General features: G+C 72.4%; 15 protein-coding genes and 1 riboswitch. Of the genes, 4 read left to right on the plus strand and 11 right to left on the minus strand.

Annotated features, from left to right (window positions below; all coding sequences use genetic code 11):
• Positions 1-300: 300 nt before the first annotated feature.
• The 3 genes from ACZ4NT_RS21210 to ACZ4NT_RS21220 all read right to left on the minus strand — a co-directional run bounded on the left by ACZ4NT_RS21210 (position 301) and on the right by ACZ4NT_RS21220 (position 5,587).
• Positions 301-2,856 (minus strand): polynucleotide kinase-phosphatase, encoded by a 2,556-nt coding sequence (locus ACZ4NT_RS21210; protein WP_121406584.1) that lies wholly within the window; start codon positions 2,854-2,856, stop codon positions 301-303.
• A complete protein-coding gene (locus ACZ4NT_RS21215) occupies positions 2,853-4,451 on the minus strand; it encodes a 3' terminal RNA ribose 2'-O-methyltransferase Hen1 (protein ID WP_121406583.1) in 1,599 nt (532 codons plus the stop codon). Before ACZ4NT_RS21215 ends, ACZ4NT_RS21210 begins: the two co-directional genes overlap by 4 nt.
• Before the next feature lie 212 nt (positions 4,452-4,663).
• Positions 4,664-5,587 (minus strand): LLM class F420-dependent oxidoreductase, encoded by a 924-nt coding sequence (locus ACZ4NT_RS21220; RefSeq protein ID WP_467726905.1) that lies wholly within the window; start codon positions 5,585-5,587, stop codon positions 4,664-4,666.
• Positions 5,588-5,826: 239 nt separating this feature from the next.
• On the opposite strand from ACZ4NT_RS21220, the gene ACZ4NT_RS21225 reads away from it, so the two are divergent.
• Positions 5,827-5,997, plus strand: coding sequence for a hypothetical protein (locus ACZ4NT_RS21225; protein WP_467726907.1), 171 nt, complete (start codon positions 5,827-5,829; stop codon positions 5,995-5,997).
• A 302-nt stretch (positions 5,998-6,299) separates the two neighbouring features.
• Here ACZ4NT_RS21225 and ACZ4NT_RS21230 read toward each other — a convergent pair whose 3' ends face one another.
• The 5 genes from ACZ4NT_RS21230 to ACZ4NT_RS21250 form a co-directional block, all read right to left on the minus strand.
• The gene (locus ACZ4NT_RS21230; RefSeq protein ID WP_121406581.1) at positions 6,300-6,776 is read right to left on the minus strand and encodes a DUF6099 family protein; all 477 of its coding nucleotides are present in this window, start codon (positions 6,774-6,776) and stop codon (positions 6,300-6,302) included.
• Positions 6,777-6,973: 197 nt separating this feature from the next.
• A complete protein-coding gene (locus ACZ4NT_RS21235) occupies positions 6,974-7,306 on the minus strand; it encodes a nucleotide pyrophosphohydrolase (protein WP_121406580.1) in 333 nt (110 codons plus the stop codon).
• Positions 7,303-8,400, minus strand: coding sequence for an ATP-binding protein (locus ACZ4NT_RS21240; protein WP_121407528.1), 1,098 nt, complete (start codon positions 8,398-8,400; stop codon positions 7,303-7,305). Before ACZ4NT_RS21240 ends, ACZ4NT_RS21235 begins: the two co-directional genes overlap by 4 nt.
• Before the next feature lie 572 nt (positions 8,401-8,972).
• Positions 8,973-9,362: a cell division protein SepF gene (locus ACZ4NT_RS21245; RefSeq protein WP_121406579.1), complete on the minus strand. Its 390-nt coding sequence runs from the start codon at positions 9,360-9,362 to the stop codon at positions 8,973-8,975.
• Positions 9,363-9,496: 134 nt separating this feature from the next.
• Positions 9,497-9,856, minus strand: coding sequence for a metalloregulator ArsR/SmtB family transcription factor (locus tag ACZ4NT_RS21250; RefSeq protein WP_121406578.1), 360 nt, complete (start codon positions 9,854-9,856; stop codon positions 9,497-9,499).
• Positions 9,857-9,937: 81 nt separating this feature from the next.
• Positions 9,938-10,176: riboswitch (cobalamin riboswitch) on the plus strand.
• Between the two features lie 28 nt (positions 10,177-10,204).
• Between ACZ4NT_RS21250 and nicT the strand changes: the two genes are divergently transcribed.
• From nicT to ACZ4NT_RS21265, 3 genes are all read left to right on the plus strand, one after another.
• Complete coding sequence (gene nicT, locus ACZ4NT_RS21255; protein WP_183117055.1) at positions 10,205-11,296, plus strand: Nickel transporter NicT; 1,092 nt, start codon at positions 10,205-10,207, stop codon at positions 11,294-11,296.
• A 101-nt stretch (positions 11,297-11,397) separates the two neighbouring features.
• Complete coding sequence (locus ACZ4NT_RS21260; RefSeq protein WP_467726911.1) at positions 11,398-12,120, plus strand: TetR family transcriptional regulator; 723 nt, start codon at positions 11,398-11,400, stop codon at positions 12,118-12,120.
• A 104-nt stretch (positions 12,121-12,224) separates the two neighbouring features.
• Positions 12,225-12,674 carry a Zn-ribbon domain-containing OB-fold protein gene (locus ACZ4NT_RS21265; RefSeq protein ID WP_467726913.1) on the plus strand — a complete coding sequence of 150 codons (450 nt, stop codon included), beginning with the start codon at positions 12,225-12,227 and terminating at the stop codon, positions 12,672-12,674.
• Positions 12,675-12,763: 89 nt separating this feature from the next.
• On the opposite strand, the gene ACZ4NT_RS21270 is transcribed toward ACZ4NT_RS21265, so the two are convergent.
• The 3 genes from ACZ4NT_RS21270 to ACZ4NT_RS21280 form a co-directional block, all read right to left on the minus strand.
• On the minus strand, positions 12,764-14,275 hold the full coding sequence (locus ACZ4NT_RS21270; protein WP_467726915.1) for a cryptochrome/photolyase family protein: 1,512 nt from the start codon (positions 14,273-14,275) through the stop codon (positions 12,764-12,766).
• 291 nt (positions 14,276-14,566) lie between these two features.
• Complete coding sequence (locus ACZ4NT_RS21275) at positions 14,567-14,710, minus strand: hypothetical protein (RefSeq protein WP_183117054.1); 144 nt, start codon at positions 14,708-14,710, stop codon at positions 14,567-14,569.
• A gap of 228 nt (positions 14,711-14,938) precedes the next feature.
• Positions 14,939-15,769: an SDR family NAD(P)-dependent oxidoreductase gene (locus tag ACZ4NT_RS21280; RefSeq protein ID WP_467726916.1), complete on the minus strand. Its 831-nt coding sequence runs from the start codon at positions 15,767-15,769 to the stop codon at positions 14,939-14,941.
• Positions 15,770-15,787: the final 18 nt, after the last annotated feature.

The following is a 15,787-nucleotide window of genomic DNA, read 5'->3' on the forward strand; positions in this document are numbered from 1 at the left end:
CGGCCGGGGAATTCAGCACCTCCGGCGTTTGAGGAGCGGGGCCTGGGGCGGAGCCCGTCGGAGCCCGCCCCGGGCCTGACTCGGAGCCCCACGTCGGAGCCCGCCCCGGCCTGACACGGAGCCCCACGTCGGAGCCCGCCCCGGCCTGACACGGAGCCCCGCATCAGAGCCCGCCCCGGCGTAGGGCGGAGCCCCACCCCAGAGTCCGCCCGGGCCAGGGCAGAACCGGGGTCGAGGGCAGGGACCCGGCGCCCCGGCCACCCCGCCTCAGGCCGGAGCGGGCCGAGGAGGACGGACCGGTCAGAGACGGGGATCCACCGGTTCGGACTCCAGCGCCAGCACCCCGAACACCGCCTCGTGCACCCGCCACAGCGGCTCACCGTCGGCGAGCCGGTCCAGCGCCTCCAGCCCCAGCGCGTACTCCCTGATCGCCAGGGACCGCTTGTGGTTCAGGAAGCGCCCGCGCAGCCGCGCGAGGTTCTCGGGCCGCGTGTACTCGGCTCCGTAGATGATCCGCAGGTACTCGCGCCCCCGGCACTTGATCCCGGGCTGCACCAGCCGTCCCTGCGGGGACCGCACCACGGCCTGCACCGGCTTGACGACCATGCCCTCGCCGCCGCGCCCCGTCATCTCCAGCCACCAGTCGACGCCCGCCTGCACGGACTCCGCGTCGCCGGTCTCCACGAACAGCCTCCGGGTGGTCTGCAGCAGACCGCTCCCGTCGTGCTCGACGAGCCGGTCGATGAGCGCGAGCTGCTCGTCGTGCGGGAGAGCGGCGAGGCTGCGGCCCTGGACGGCGAGGATCTGGAAGGGCGCCAGACGCACGCCCTCCAGACCGTCCGTGGTCCAGCAGTAGCGCCGGTACGCGGCCGTGAACGCCGCCGCGTCCGCCGCCCGTTCACGCTGCCGGGCCAGCAGGTCCCGTACGTCGACCCCCCGGGCCGCCGCCCCCTCGAGCGCCGCCAGCGCGCCCGGGAACACGGCCCCGGAGGCCGCTCCCACGGCCGCGTACTGGGTGCGCAGCAGCCCGGACGCCTTCAGCGACCACGGCATCAGCTCGGCGTCGAGCAGCAGCCAGTCGGTCTCCAGCTCCTTCCACAGTCCCGCCTCGGTCGCGGCGGTCCGCAGCCTGCCGAGGATCTCCTCGGTCACCGCGGAGTCGTCGAAGAAGGGCCGGCCGGTGCGGGTGTACAGCGCTCCGGTGGGCCCCTCCTCGCCGCCGCCGACACCGAACCGTTCACGGGCCGTCCGGGCGTCGCGGCAGACCAGCGCGACGGCCCGCGATCCCATGTGCTTCTCCTCGCACACGACCCGCGCGACCCCGTCCTCCCGGTACTGCGCGAAGGCCTCGGCGGGGTGCTCCAGGTAGCCGTCGACGTGCGAGGTGGCGGTCGGCGCCATGGTCGGGGGCAGGTACGGAAGCAGCCGGGGGTCCACGGCGAACCGGCTCATCACCTCGAGCGCCGCGGCCGCGTTCTCCTCGCGGACGGACACCCGTCCGGCGTGCCGGGTCTCGACGACCCGCCTGCCGTGCACGTCCGCGAGGTCGAGCGGGCGCCCCTCGTGCCCGCCGGGCGCCTCGGTGGCCAGCGGCCTGGTCGGCTCGTACCAGACCTGCTCGGCGGGTACGTCGACCAGTTCGCGCTCCGGCCAGCGCAGCGCGGTGAGCTTGCCGCCGAAGACCGCGCCCGTGTCCAGGCAGATGGTGTTGTTCAGCCAGGTGGCCGTGGGAACCGGGGTGTGGCCGTACACCACGGCCGCGCTGCCCCGGTAGTCCTCCGCCCACGGGTAGCGCACCGGCAGGCCGAACTCGTCCGTCTCACCGGTCGTGTCGCCGTAGAGCGCGTGCGAGCGCACCCGGCCCGACGTGCGCCCGTGGTACTTCTCGGGCAGTCCGGCGTGGCAGACCACGAGGCGCCCGCCGTCCAGCACGTAGTGGCTGACCAGCCCGTCGACGAACTCCCTTACCTGCCGCTTGAACTCCTCGCTCTCCCCCTCCATCTGCTCGATCGTCTCGGCGAGGCCGTGCGTGTGCTGGACCTTGCGGCCCTTCAGGTAGCGGCCGTACTTGTTCTCGTGGTTGCCCGGCACGCAGAGCGCATCGCCGGACCCGACCATCGACATCACGCGCCGCAGCACGCCCGGGGAGTCCGGGCCGCGGTCGACGAGGTCGCCGACGAAGACGGCCGTACGCCCCTCGGGGTGCACCCCGTCGACGTAACCGAGTCGGGTGAGCAGCGTCTCCAGCTCCGAGGCGCAGCCGTGGATGTCGCCGATGATGTCGAACGGCCCGGTGAGGTGGGTGAGGTCGTTGTACCGCTTCTCGGTGCGGACCTCGGCGCGCTCGATCTCCTCCACGCCGCGCAGGACGTGCACCTTCCGGAACCCTTCCCGCTCCAAGTGCCTGAGCGAGCGCCGGAGTTCGCGGGTGTGGCGCTGGATGACGCGGCGCGGCATGTCGGCGCGGTCGGTGCGCGCGGCGTTGCGCTCGGCACAGACCTCCTCCGGCACGTCGAGCACGATGGCGATGGGCAGTACGTCGTGCTCCTTCGCCAGGTCGATCAGCTGGCGGCGGCTCTCCTGCTGCACGCTGGTCGCGTCGACGACGGTGCGCCGGCCGCTCGCGAGGCGCTTGCCCGCGATGTAGTGCAGCACGTCGAAGGCGTCGCGGCTGGCGCTCTGGTCGTTCTCGTCGTCGGCGACGAGGCCGCGGCAGAAGTCGCTGGATATGACCTCCGTCGGCTTGAAGTGGCGCCGGGCGAACGTCGACTTGCCCGAGCCGGACGCCCCGATCAGCACCACGAGGGAGAGGTCGGTGACGGGCAGGGTACGCGTCGTGCGGGTCTCGTCCGTCATGCGGCCTTCTCCTCCTTCGTGACCGGGGTCTTCGCCGGCTTGTCGTGCGGTGCGGCGCGCAGGGTGAACACGGCCATCTGGGTCGGGGGCCCCACCTCGGGGTCGTCGGGGCCGACGGACGTGAACTCCACGTCGTAGGCGTGTCGTTCGCCCACCGCCGCGGCCCAGGTGCGGAACTCCTCGCGGGTCCACTCGAAGCGGTGGTCGCCGTGCCGGGTGTGACCGGCCGGGAGGGTTTCCCAGCGGACGTTGTACTCGACGTTCGGCGTCGTCACCAGGACGGTCCTCGGACGTGCGGAACCGAAGACGGCGTACTCCAGCGCCGGCAGTCGGGGCAGGTCGAGGTGTTCGACGACCTCGCTCAGCACCGCGGCGTCGTACCCCTTGAGCCGCTTGTCGGTGTAGGCGAGCGAGCCCTGCACGAGCTTGACACGTGCCGCCTGCCGCTCCCCGAGGCGCTCCAGCTTGAGCCGGCGCGCGGCGATGGTGAGCGCCCGCATCGACACGTCGACCCCGACGATCTCGGTGTACCGGGGGTCCTTGAGCAGCGCCTGCACCAACTGGCCCTGGCCGCAACCGAGATCGAGTACGCGCCCGGCGCCGGAGGACTGCAGTGCGGCGAGGATGGCGTCGCGCCGCAGCACCGCGAGCGGCACCGGCTTCGCCTCGGCGCCCTCGGTGCCGCCGACGGTCCCGGCGCCCGCTGCCTCACCGGCGGCAGGCCCACCGACGGCACCCGGCCCGTCGGAGTCGTCCGGCTCCCCGGTGCCGGACTGGTCCTCGACCGCGTTGTCGATCTCCTCGACCGCGCTGTCGTCGGCCTCGGCCAGCCGTACGAGCTCCAGTCGCTCCATGGCCTCACGCGTCAGCGACCAGCGGCGTGAGAGGTAGCGGCTGGTGATCAGGTGCTGCTCCGGGTGGTCCGGGAGCCAGCCGTCGCCGGCCCGCAGCAGCTTGTCGACCTCGTCGGACGCCACCCAGTAGTGCTTGGCGTCGTCGAGGACCGGCAGCAGGACATAGAGGTGGCGCAGCGCCTCGGCCAGCGTCAGGTCCGTCTCTCCGGACTCCAGCACCAGGCGTACGTAGCGGGAGTCGCCCCATTCGGGGAACTCGGTGTCGAGGGCCACGGGTTCCACGGCGACCGTCCAGCCGAGCGGCTCGAACAGCTTGCGCACGAGGTCGGCGCCGCCGCGAGCGGGCAGCGCGGGCACCTCGATCCGCAGCGGCAACGGCTGCGCGGGCAGGTCCGGCCGGGCGTTGCACTGCCCCTTCATCGCGCTGGTGAACACGGCGCTCAGCGCGACGGCGAGCAGCGAGGACGCCGCGTACGGGCGGTCGTTGACGTACTGCGCGAGGGCTGCGTCGGGAGCACCGCCGCGGCCCTTGCCCTTGCCGCGCCGCACCAGCGCCACCGTGTCCACCTCCAGCAGCAGCGCCGCCGTGCACCGCTCGGCGGACGCCTCCGGATAGACGACGTGCGCCCTGCCGTAGGAGGTGGAGAACGCCTGCGCCTTGTCGGGATGCTTGTGCAGCAAGAAACCGAGGTCGGTCGCGGGTCGCTCCGGGGTGCCGGTGGTACTGATCGTCAGGAACACGGTAGGTAGGCCTCAAGACGTCCGATGGGATGGCGCGCCCTCGGGCGGGGCCCCGGCGCGCCCGCTCAACCTACAGCGAACCCCCGCGGTACCCTCGGGGATTTTCCACCCCCCGAATCCGCTTCCTTGCAGGCATGTTGCGCCACGTCGCAAAAGCGTCCATTGGCGGCGTGGGCGCCCGCGCCGACCCGCACCCGTACCGGCGCGGTTCGTCACGTCAGCTGCGACTGCACCTGCGCCGAGATCAGATCGAGGTGGTCCAGGTCGCCGAGGTCGAGGATCTGCAGGTAGATCCGCCCGGCACCGATCTCCGCGTACCGTCCGATCTTGTCGACCACCTCGTCCGGCGAACCCGCGAGGCCGTTGGCCTTCAGCTCGTCCACGTCACGGCCGATCGCGGCGGCACGGCGGGCCACCTCGTGGTCGTCCTTGCCGACGCAGGCCACGAGCGCGTTGGAGTACACCAGGTCGCCGGCCTTGCGCCCGGCCCGCTCGGCCGCGGCACGCACCCGGCCGAACTGGCGCTCGCTGTCCTCGACGGAGGCGAACGGGATGTTGAACTCGTCGGCGTACTGCGCGGCGAGCCGCGGGGTGCGGGTCGCGCCGTGACCGCCGATCAGCACCGGAATCCTGGCCTGGGCCGGCTTCGGCAGCGCGGGCGAGCCGGTGAGGTCGTAGTACGTGCCGTGGTGGTCGAAGGTCTCGCCGACCTCGGTGGCCCAGAGCCCGGTGACGATCGCCAGCTGCTCCTCCAGGCGGGCGAACTTCTCCTTCGGGAACGGAATGCCGTACGCCTTGTGCTCCTCCTCGAACCAGCCCGCGCCCAGGCCCAGTTCGACCCGGCCGCCGGACATCTGGTCGACCTGAGCGACCTGGATGGCGAGCACACCGGGCAGCCGGAAGGTGCCGGCGGTCATCAGCGTGCCGAGCCGGATGCGCTTGGTCTCGCGGGCGAGGCCGGCCAGGGTGATCCAGGCGTCCGTCGGACCGGGGAGCCCGTCGGCCGTACCCATGCGGAGGTAGTGGTCGGAACGGAAAAAAGCGTCGAAACCGAGGTCTTCGGTGGCCTTGGCGACGGCGAGGAGGGTGTCGTAGGTGGCGCCCTGCTGGGGCTCGGTGAAGATGCGAAGATCCATGCCTCCATCCTGCACGGTCGTAGGCGGGTCGACCCCACTGGTCGTGCCGGTCACTCCTGTCCACGGTCGGGTGAAAGCCGTCAACCTCGGGCGCGGCGCGGGTCCGGGCCAGTGACCGGGTCGGCGGGTGATCGTTGGCTCGGGCGGAGCCGGGCCGCCCGGCGCCCGTCGCCGGCGGTCGCCGGTGCGTCATCCGCGCCGGCCCCGCCTCACGGGGCCCGAGGGCCGAGGAGGCCGTCATGTCCCAGGAAGCCACGCCGGAGCAGGCGGTTGCCGAGCAGCCCAAGGGGCTGCTGCAGCAGATGGAGGAGCTGATGGCGGCACTCAACGCGGACCTGTCGCAGCTCGACGCCCACTTCCAGGCGTCCGGCGCCCGCCCGGCCTTCGCGGACGACCCCGAGCCCGCCTGAGCCGCGCCCCGCCACCGGGCTTCCGGCGTCCCCGCCCGGCCACCGGCGTCGCCCGGTCACCTGATCGCCCGACCACCGGCCTCACCCGGTCACCTGATCGCCCGACCACCGGCCTCACCCGGCCATCCGGTCGCCCGACCACCGGCCTCACCCGGCCATCCGGTCGCCCGGCCACCGGGCCTCGCGGCCACCTATCGCCGACCTGCACCCGCCGTCCGACAGCCGCCAGCCGCCAGCCGCCACCCGCGTAACTGACGCCCGCGCCCCCGGTACACGCCGGCCCGGCAGATCACCGCCTCTCCTCACCCCGCCGCGCGATCCCGTTCCACCACCTCCTCCTCCCGGACGGCGAGGCGGCGGAGCATCTCCAGCACCCGGTCGCGGGACTCGTCCGCCGCGTCGATGGCCTCCATGCACTGCCAGTACGTCCCCTCGTCGTCGGCGGCGCAGGCGATACCGACGAGGGCGATGCCGACTTCGCCGAGCAGGCACCCCAGGTCGAGGAGGGTCTGCCGGGCATCGCCCAGGTCCGTGAGCTGGGCGGCCCGCATATCGCCCACTCCGAGGGACGGCGCGTCGAGCACGCCGCAGCCTCTGCCCGCCAACTCCGTGAGCCCCAGGGCCTCACCACGTAGTTCCGGGGGCCCGGACACGGCGAGGCGGCTGCCGATCGCCTGCGCCAGGGCCTGCGCCTGCCACACCTCCGTCATGATCTGCGGCATCTCGCCGCTTCCCGCCAGGGCACGCCTGCTCGTCACGATGAGCCGCACCGCGTCCATGCGCTGCCCCCGTCTGTCCGACGCGCTCTCACACGTCCGCCCGAACTCCTGTGTCCACTACCCAGAGTGAGGGCGCGCGAGACGAAAAGCCAGAGGAAGCCCGAAATCTGTGGACAGAGAATCGACTGTGGACAACTCAACCACTACTTAGAGTGACAAGCGGCCCGGATCGGACCGGTGCCGCGGGGCGCGTCCGGTCAGGGGACCTCCGGGGGCGGGAACCGCCGTTCGTTGCGGTCGATCTTGGCGTCGAGTGCCGCGAGCGGATCCACGTCGAGCACGGCACACAGCTGGAGCAGATAGGCGAGCACGTCCGCGACCTCGTCCGTCACGCGGTGCGCCGTCTCCGGGTCGTCCATCACCCGGGCCGACTCCTCGGGCGTCAACCACTGGAAGATCTCGACCAGTTCGGACGCCTCCACGCTGAGCGCGGCGACCAGGTTCTTGGGGGTGTGGTAGGGCTGCCAGTTCCGTACGGCCGCGAACTCGGCCAGTCGGCGCTGCAGATGCGCCACGTCCAGTTCCTTCACACCCCCAGGTCTACCACCGTGACCCCGTCCACCTCCGCCGCCCCGGACGCATCGCTCACGGCTCCCACCAGCCGGATGTGTCCCCTCTCGCACATCCGCGCCGCGAGCCGCAGCAACTCCCCCGTCTGCCGGACGTCCAGAGAGCGGTCGAAGCCGTCGGCCAGCACCGTCAGCGTCTGCAGCGCCGCGGGGACCTCCCCGGCCGGGTCCACCTCCAGCACTCCGGGCCCGGTGAGCAGCACCAGGCACAGGGCGAGGTACCTCAACTCGCCGTCCCCCAGCAGCCCGACGTCCGTACGGCGGCCGCCACCGCGGTCGAGCAGCCCGCGGACCGTACCGTCGCGCAGCGGCTCGGCGAGAAGGTCGGCGACCGGGCCCGCGCAGCCGGCCCGGAGCGCCCCGACCAGCAGGCCGTGCCGCCGCGTGCACTCGGATCGGGTGCGCCAGAGCACGTCGGCCACGTTGTCGCAGCCGCGCAGCAGGCGGCCGCCGCCGACCGGCACGGGCGCGCGCATGTGCGACGGCCGGGGATCGCAGGCGAAGACGGAGCGCAGCGCGATCACCATCTGCTCTGCGGCGGCGAGCACTTGGCGCTGCCCGTCCGTCTTACCCGCCACACGCAGCGGCAACAGCGAGGTGCCGAGCCGGTCGTCGGGGAGCGGGGCGCGGGTCACCGGAGAGCTGCCCGCCGTGTGCCAGGCGGCCTGGACGGAGCGTCGGCTCGGATCGCGCAACGCCGTCTCCAGCAACGTCAGGCCGCCCGCGGTCAACCGCTCGCCGACGATGCGCAGTTCGGGCTCGGCCTGCACGGCGACATCGAGCCGTACGGGTCCCTCGGGGCCATCGGCCGTGCAGCCGATACGGAATCCGCGTCGCCGCTGGGCGTCCGGGCGGGCCGTTTCGGGCACACACGCGACCGGGTCCGGGAACACCTCGCGCAGTTCGGCTCCGCCGGCGAGCCGCGCCAGTGCCTCGTACGCCTGCAGGGCGGTGGTTTTGCCGCTGCCGCTGGGGCCGGTGAAAAGGGTGAACGGACCCAGGGCGAAGGCGGCACCGCGGTGTCCGGCGAAGGCGGAGAGCCTCAGGTGGGTGATGCCCGGCCGATCCGGCCGATCCGATCGATCCGGCCGATCCGGCCCGGACTGCGGCTCGCCGGGTGCGACACGAGGCGTCTCGGCGGCACGCGGCCCGCCAGGAGACACCACCGCGGCCTCCGACCCGACGGACGAAGTCCAGGCGTCAGCCGCCCCGGCGGCAGCCCCTGCGCCACCCGCCCCGACGGACGAGGTCCCCACGCCCTCCCACCCGGCGGAAGAAGTCCCAGCGTCACCTGGAGGGGCCGGACTCGGTTCGGTGGCACGCGACGCGGCCGGGCGGTCCTCGACGGCGCCCGCCGCCGCACGCGGTGCGGGGACCCGCTCCTGGGGACCCGGCACGGGAAGCCGGTCCTGTGGGCTCCGTACGGGGTCGAGGGGCCCGCCCGGGCGTACCCCGGCGTCCGGGCGGGGTCCGGCGGGCGGCAGGGGCGGTAACGGTGGCGCGGTCATATCCGGACGGTAGGACTCCGCAGGCAGGCGAACCGTTCCACCCGCGTGACCTTCCTTCGTTCGGGGGATCACGCCCGTTGATCACGCCGCTCCGATCTCGCCGTCTCCCGGCGCCCGGCTCACAGCCCGGGAACCCCGGCCCCCTCCATCAGCCCCCGCACCTCGGTACCCGGTGGCGTCAGCAGGAAGACGTTCCGGTCGACCCGGTGCATCCCGCTCGCCAGACCGAAGACCACGCCCGTACTGAAGTCCAGTACCCGCTTGGCGACATCGGTCTCCGCGCCGGTCAGGTCGAGCAGCACGGGGATGCCCGCCATCAGCGTCTCGGCGACCTCGCGGGCGTCCGCGAACACGTTGACCCGCAGGACCACGAAGCGGCGCCGCGCCTCGGTCGGGGCCTCGGGTATCGACCGGTGGCCGACGGCTGAGGGCCAGGCGTCCCGGCCGCGCAACGGAACGACCTGGGCGAGCCCTTCCCACTGTTCATCGGTGACGTCGTGGCTGTTCACTGGCCATCCCCGCCCTGGCTCGCCATGGTTGTCTGCACCAGGCAATTCTTACGCATGGTCACCCGTTCGGCCGAACAGCGACACGGTCCGCGACAGCCCTCGTTGCCGCTCCGCGCCCGGACACACCTCCGGAATCAGGCCGTTCCCGCGGTGCAGTGCTCCAGCAGGGCGGCGGCCGGACCGTCGACCAGCCGGTAGCGCACGACACGACCCTGCCGCTCACCGGCGACCACGCCGGCGGTCCGCAGGAGCCTCAACGCCTGTGACACGGCAGGGTCGTTCATGCCGGTGGCCACGGCGAGATCGGAGACGGCGAGGGGGCCGGCCCGGTGCAGTGCCAGCAGCAGGGCGAGCCGACCGGGGTCGGCGAGCAGCGCAAAGCGGTCGGCCCAGGCGCGTACGGCCGCGGGCTCGCCGATGGCGGCGACGGCGTCGCAGACCCGGTGGCCGTCGATGGTGCGCCGGTCGGCGCGGTCGGCGGGGACGAGATGCATGGCGGCATTGTTCCAGTCGACGCCGTGTGATCTTCGATACCTGCGCAACTGTGCAGGCTTGCAGCCGTTCACGGGCGGCACCTAAGGTTGGCGGGCCGTGGTGTTCGGGAAGACCGGTGACAGCCTTTCAGGGGCTCAGTCCGGAGCGGCCCTCGCCACTGTGACCGGGGAGTTCTCGTCCCGTGCCGCCCCAGGGCGGCGCCACTGGCCGGACGGCCGGGAAGGCAGGGGCGGGCGCGTCGACCCTCCACCACGCTCGGCTTCGGCTCGCGCGGGAGGTACCCGCAAGCCAGGAGACCGGCCACGGCATCTCACGAAGTGATCCACGAGGTGCTGGAGCGTGACCGCATGACCCTGCCCACCGGGCCCACCGCCTTCCAGTGGCGGCGCGAGGACACCGTAAGGACCGCCGGACTGCTGGCGGTGATCGCCGCGCTTCACGTGGTCGCGTTCGGGGTGCTGTTCCTGCTCGTGGTGCCGGCTCACTACGAGGTGGGCTCCAAGGCGTTCGGCATCGGGCTGGGCGTCACCGCGTACACCCTGGGCATGCGGCATGCCTTCGACGCCGATCACATAGCGGCCATCGACAACACGACCCGCAAGCTGATGGCCGACGGCAAGAGGCCGGTGTCGGTGGGGTTCTGGTTCGCCCTGGGCCACTCCAGCGTGGTGGTCGTCCTGGCCGCGCTGATCGCCGGCGGCACCCAGCTGGCCGGGCGCATCATGAACGAGGGCTCTCGTACCCACCAGGTGCTCGGTGTCATGGGGACGACGGTCTCGGGCGTGTTCCTCTACCTCATCGCGGCGCTCAACCTCGTGGCACTGACGGGCATTCTGCGCGTCTTCCGGGCGATGCGGGCGGGGACGTACGACGAGAGGGCGCTCGAAGAGCACCTGGATTCCCGGGGGTTCATGAACCGGATCCTCGGCCGCTTCACCAAATCCGTCAGCAGGCCCGGCCAGATGTTCCCGCTGGGCTTCCTCTTCGGTCTCGGCTTCGACACCGCGACCGAGGTCACGCTCATGGTGATGGCGGGCAGCGGTGCGGCGGCGGGGCTGCCCTGGTACGCGATCCTGTGCCTGCCGCTTCTGTTCGCGGCGGGGATGAGCCTGTTCGACACGCTCGACGGCACCTTCATGAACTTCGCCTACCAGTGGGCCTTTTCGAATCCCGTGCGCAAGGTGTTCTACAACCTCACCATCACCGGTCTGTCGATCGCGGTGGCGTTCCTGATCGGCACCATCGAGCTGGTCGGCGTCCTGCACGACAAGCTCGCCCTGCGGGACGGGGTCACGGGCTGGATCGCCGGTCTGGACCTCGGCAACGTGGGATTCGTGATCGTCGGCCTCTTCGTGGTCGTCTGGGCCGCGGCCCTGGCCTACTGGCGGCTGGCCAGGGTCGAGCAGCGGTGGGCGGCCCGCCCCGCGGACGGCGGCTGACGTCACCAGCTGGGGACTCTCCGGCTCCGAGGTATGACACTCAGTCCCCTGATGGTCAGGCACTGAGTGTCATACACGCACGCCGATGCTAGTTTTCCGGCATGAGCGAGACATCCCGCCGAGGCTCGTCGGCCGGGGCGGGCGCCCCCAAACCGCCGATGCGAGACGCCCTGGTCGCGGCCGCGTTCCAGCTGTTCCTGGAGCGCGGGTACGAGCAGACCACGGTCGACGACATCGTGAAGCTGGCCGGGGTGGGGCGCCGTTCGTTCTTCCGGTACTTCCCGTCGAAGGAGGACGTGGTCTTCCCGGACCACGAGCGCTGCCTGGCCGAGATGACCGAGTTCCTGGAGTCCGGTTCCGGCCCGGACGACCCGGTCGAGCGGGTCTGCGAGGCGGCCCGGCTGGTGTTGCGGATGTACGCCGAGAACCCGACGTTCTCCGTGCAGCGCTACCGGCTGACGAAGCAGGTGCCCGGACTGCGGGCGTACGAGCTGTCCGTGGTCTGGCGCTACGAGCGCGCCCTCGCCGACCACCTGCGGGTCGGCCTCGCGGGCCGGCACGACGGCACCCTGCACGCCGACGTGATCGCCGCCGCCGTGGTCGCGGCCCACAACAACGCGCTGCGCTCCTGGCTCCGCGCCGACGGCAAGGGGGACGCCGACGAGCGGGTGGACCGGGCCCTGCGCTACGTGCGCCGCACCTTCGGCTCGGACGGCTCGCCCGGCGGTGCGCAGGACGAGGAGGACGTGGTGATCGTCGTCTCCCGGCGCGGCGTCCCCATGTGGCGGGTGATCCGGGAGATCGAGTCCGCCTGGGCCGATTGAGGGTACGGAGTGCCTTTACGACTGGCACTCAGTGCCATACCCTGTGGCTCGTGCACGGCGATCCGAGCACATCAGATTCCGGCCGAGTGCAGGGAGATGACATCGTGTTCCACCCGGGAATCGGGATCGCGGCGGACGTGCTGGACGCCGACACGCCCGAGAACAACGCCACCGCGCCCGCCGAGACCGGCGCCCCCGCACGGGCCGGTACGCGGGGCGAGGAGCCGCTCGCCTTCCAGCGCTGCCGCTGGTGCGGGACCACCATGTTCCACCGGCTGCTCTGTCCGGTCTGCGCGTCGAGCGACCTGCGCACCGAGCGCAGCCAGGGCATGGGCATCGTGCGCCGCACGACGGTGGTGCGCCGCAACACCCCCGGCGCGCGCAACGTCTCCCTCATCGAGATGGCGGAGGGCTTCACGGTCCGCGGCCGGGTGAAGGGTCCGTTCATCGCGATCCACCCGGGCGGCCGGGTCCGCCTCACCGTCGCCGAGGACCCGGTCCGCGGCGAGCCGGTCTTCGAACTGTGCGACGACCCGTACGGGTTGCGCCACTGACCACGTCGCGACCCGGTCCCCGAGCCCGCGCGGACGTCCCTGGTACCCGCGGCCTCCCGCACCGCTGAGCCGGCCGTCCCGCCGACCGCTCAGTCCCGGCGATCCCGCTCCTGCTCCAGCAGTTCGTCGAGGTCGCGGAGGCGGTCCAGTCCGCGTACCGCCTGCGTCATCCGCGCGTTGTGCTCGAAGCGGTCCCGGTGGCGGTGCAGGAGGTTCCAGTAGCCGGCGGTGAAGGGGCAGGCGTCCTCACCGACCCGCACGGACGGCTTGTACCGGCAGGGGCCGCAGAAGTCGCTCATGCGGTCGATGTACGCCCCGCCGGACGTGTAGGGCTTGGTGGTCATGCGGCCCCCGTCCGCGTACTGGGACATGCCCACCACGTTCGGGACCATCACCCAGTCGTAGCCGTCGACGAAGCTGCGGTGGAACCAGTCGGTGACGGCCCGGGGTTCCCACGCCCGTTGCAGGGCGAAGCTGCCCAGGATCATCAGCCGCGGGATGTGATGCGTCCAGCCGGTCGTCCTGACCTGCTCCAGGACGTGCGACAGGCAGTTGGCCCCGGTGGCGTCCTGCGCGAGGTCCGTGAACCAGTCCGGCAGCCGCTCGTGATGACCCAGGGCGTTGCTCCCGCGGTAGTCGGTGCCGAAGTACCAGTACACCTGCCAGACGAACTCTCGCCAGCCGGCGACCTGCCGGACGAACCCCTCGGCGCTGTTGAGCGGCACCTCGCCCGACCGCCAGCGGGCCTCCGCCTGTGCGACGACCTCGGCGGGGTCCAGCAGCCCCAGGTTCAGCGACGAGGAGAGCAGGCTGTGGCTCATCGTCGGATCCCCGGCAAGGATCGCGTCCTCGTGGGCGCCGAAGGTGGCGAGGCGGTGCTCGGTGAAGCGCCGCAGGGCGGCGAGGGCCTCGCGGCGCGTGGCGGGGAATCTGCGGGGGCCGTCCTCACCGACGAACTCGACGTCCCCCTCGCGGGACCAGCGGTCGAGGTCGGACCGCACCTCGGCGTCGATGTCGCTCTCGCGGGGCCGGTAGGGCGGCGGGACGCCCAGGTCGGTACGGCCGCGCGGCGGGGGCTGCCGGTTGTCGTGGTCCAGGTTCCAGCGGCCGCCGGCCGGCCGGTCGCCCTCCATCAGCAGGTCGTGCGCCTGGCGGACCCACCGGTAGAAGTCCTCCTGCCGGAGGTGCTTCGTCCCGCGGGCGTCCGCCCACTCCCGGAAGGCGTCGTGCGTCACCAGGAAGCCGCGCGCGGGCAGGACGCGCACGGAGGGCAGTCCGCGCACGAAGGCGTGGGCCGCGTGGGAGGTGGGGTGATGGACGGTCACCGGACCCTCCCCCAGCGCCTCGCGCAGACCTTCGCGATAGGTGTCCGTCCTGATGTACCGCACGCGGTCGCCGAGTTCGGCGGCGCGATGGCGCATCGCCGACAGGATCAGCTGGGCCTTGGCCCGATGGAAGCGGCGCCGCCGGAAGACGCTCTTCGACTCGATCATCAGCAGCGGCGCGTGCCGGTGCGGTCCACCCCGCGCCGGATCCACGAAGTGCGGTCCGAGCTGATCGCCGAACAGCCAGTGGGGGATGCCGGACTCTTCTTCGGTCATGCCGAGCGCTCCGTGGACGATCCGTTGCCGGGTCGGCGTACCGCGCGGGGCGGCGCACCGTCTCCCGAGATCAAAGCGCACGACGCCGCGAGCGGTACGCGACACACGCCGCACGCGTCGCGGACACGCGAACGGCGCCCGCCCCGCCGTGCGGCCGAACCGTCACGCCCGCACGCGGAGCGGACGGCCCGACACGAACCGAGCCGCCCCGTCGGACAGCCCGCGCCCTCAATGGAGCCCGCTGTGGCGCGACCTCGTCGGGGCAGTGCCCCAAGTGGCGCTCGCGAGCCCTCAGCGGACCCGGTTCCGGGAGGTGCCGGTGCCTCGTTCGCGACCGGCGCTGCGGGCGTGGCGCACCGGCAGACCGTCGAGAAGGACGACGCGCTCCTCGATCTCCACCAGTACGTCCGGCCCGGCGCATACGAGCGGGCGCACCGGCCCGCCCGGCAGACAGCAGACAGCAGACAGCAGACAGGGGTACGGGACGACAGGCTCACCGCTGCCGCACGCGCCGGGGAGCTCGACCCGGCCCGGCGCGCCGGGCTCGTGCGCTGTCCGGCTCCGGCCCCCTGCCCGGCGGTCCGGGACAAGGCTCGGGATCGCCGGGATGTGGCCCACCAGGGCGGACGCGCTGCCGGTTCACGGCCGGCCCGGCGGTGGTGGTCAGGGAGCGTCGGCGACCTCGCTGCCGCGTGGCGCGATGTGGAAGTCGAATGCCAGCGTCCCGGGGTCCAGGGCCGTGGCCCCGCCGTCGACGGTGAGAACGGCACCGTTCACGTACGACGCCGCCGGCGACAACAGCCAGGCGACGGCCTCCGCGATCTCACGCGGCTCACCCGGTCGCCCCACTGGCAGCGGCCTGGTCACCTCCGCGTAGGCGGTGCGGGCACCGCCTCCTCCCAAGTCCGCCTCCTCGGCGAAGCGCGTCATGCGACGGTCGGCCATCTCGCTGCGCACCCAGCTCGGGCACACGATGTTGGCTCGTACTCCTCGACGCCCGTAGTCGACGGCGACGGAACGGCACAGCTGGAGCAGGGCAGCCTTGGACGTGGCGTACGGGACGTTGCTCGTGCCGTTGCGCAGGGCGGAGACCGAAGCAACGGCGACCACCGCTCCCCTCGATTCCAGCAAGTGCGGGATCGCCGCGCGCAGGAGCAGCAGAGGGCCGGTGACATTGGTGCGCATCACCTCGTCCCAGTCGTCCAGCAACAGGTCGCCGACGGTGCCGCCCCGGCCGATGCCCGCGTTGAGCACCACCCCGTCGATTCGTCCGTGGGCAGCCAATGCGGCTCGGACGAGGCCGTCGGCGGCATCCGGATCGCCGACGTCGGACGGATGCGCGAGTACGCCGATCTCCCGTTCGAGGCGCCGCAACGGCTCGCTCCGCCGACCGGAGACCACCACCTGGTGCCCCCCTTCGCGGAGAAGCCGGGCGGTGGCCTCTCCAATGCCTGATCCTCCACCGGTCACGATGACGACTCGCTCGTCGGTCACTGCTGTCCTGGCTCCTTC

The sequence above is a fragment of the Streptomyces sp. NPDC026417 genome, assembly GCF_055567695.1.

Coding starts and splice junctions, on each gene's coding strand:
- ACZ4NT_RS21225 (WP_467726907.1), top strand. CDS start 5,827: ATGTCCCAGGAAGCCACGCCGGAGCAGGCGGTTGCCGAGCAGCCCAAG.
- ACZ4NT_RS21230 (WP_121406581.1), bottom strand. CDS start 6,776: ATGGACGCGGTGCGGCTCATCGTGACGAGCAGGCGTGCCCTGGCGGGA.
- ACZ4NT_RS21250 (WP_121406578.1), bottom strand. CDS start 9,856: ATGCATCTCGTCCCCGCCGACCGCGCCGACCGGCGCACCATCGACGGC.
- ACZ4NT_RS21270 (WP_467726915.1), bottom strand. CDS start 14,275: ATGACCGAAGAAGAGTCCGGCATCCCCCACTGGCTGTTCGGCGATCAG.
- ACZ4NT_RS21210 (WP_121406584.1), bottom strand. CDS start 2,856: ATGACGGACGAGACCCGCACGACGCGTACCCTGCCCGTCACCGACCTC.
- ACZ4NT_RS21220 (WP_467726905.1), bottom strand. CDS start 5,587: ATGGATCTTCGCATCTTCACCGAGCCCCAGCAGGGCGCCACCTACGAC.
- nicT (WP_183117055.1), top strand. CDS start 10,205: ATGACCCTGCCCACCGGGCCCACCGCCTTCCAGTGGCGGCGCGAGGAC.
- ACZ4NT_RS21260 (WP_467726911.1), top strand. CDS start 11,398: ATGAGCGAGACATCCCGCCGAGGCTCGTCGGCCGGGGCGGGCGCCCCC.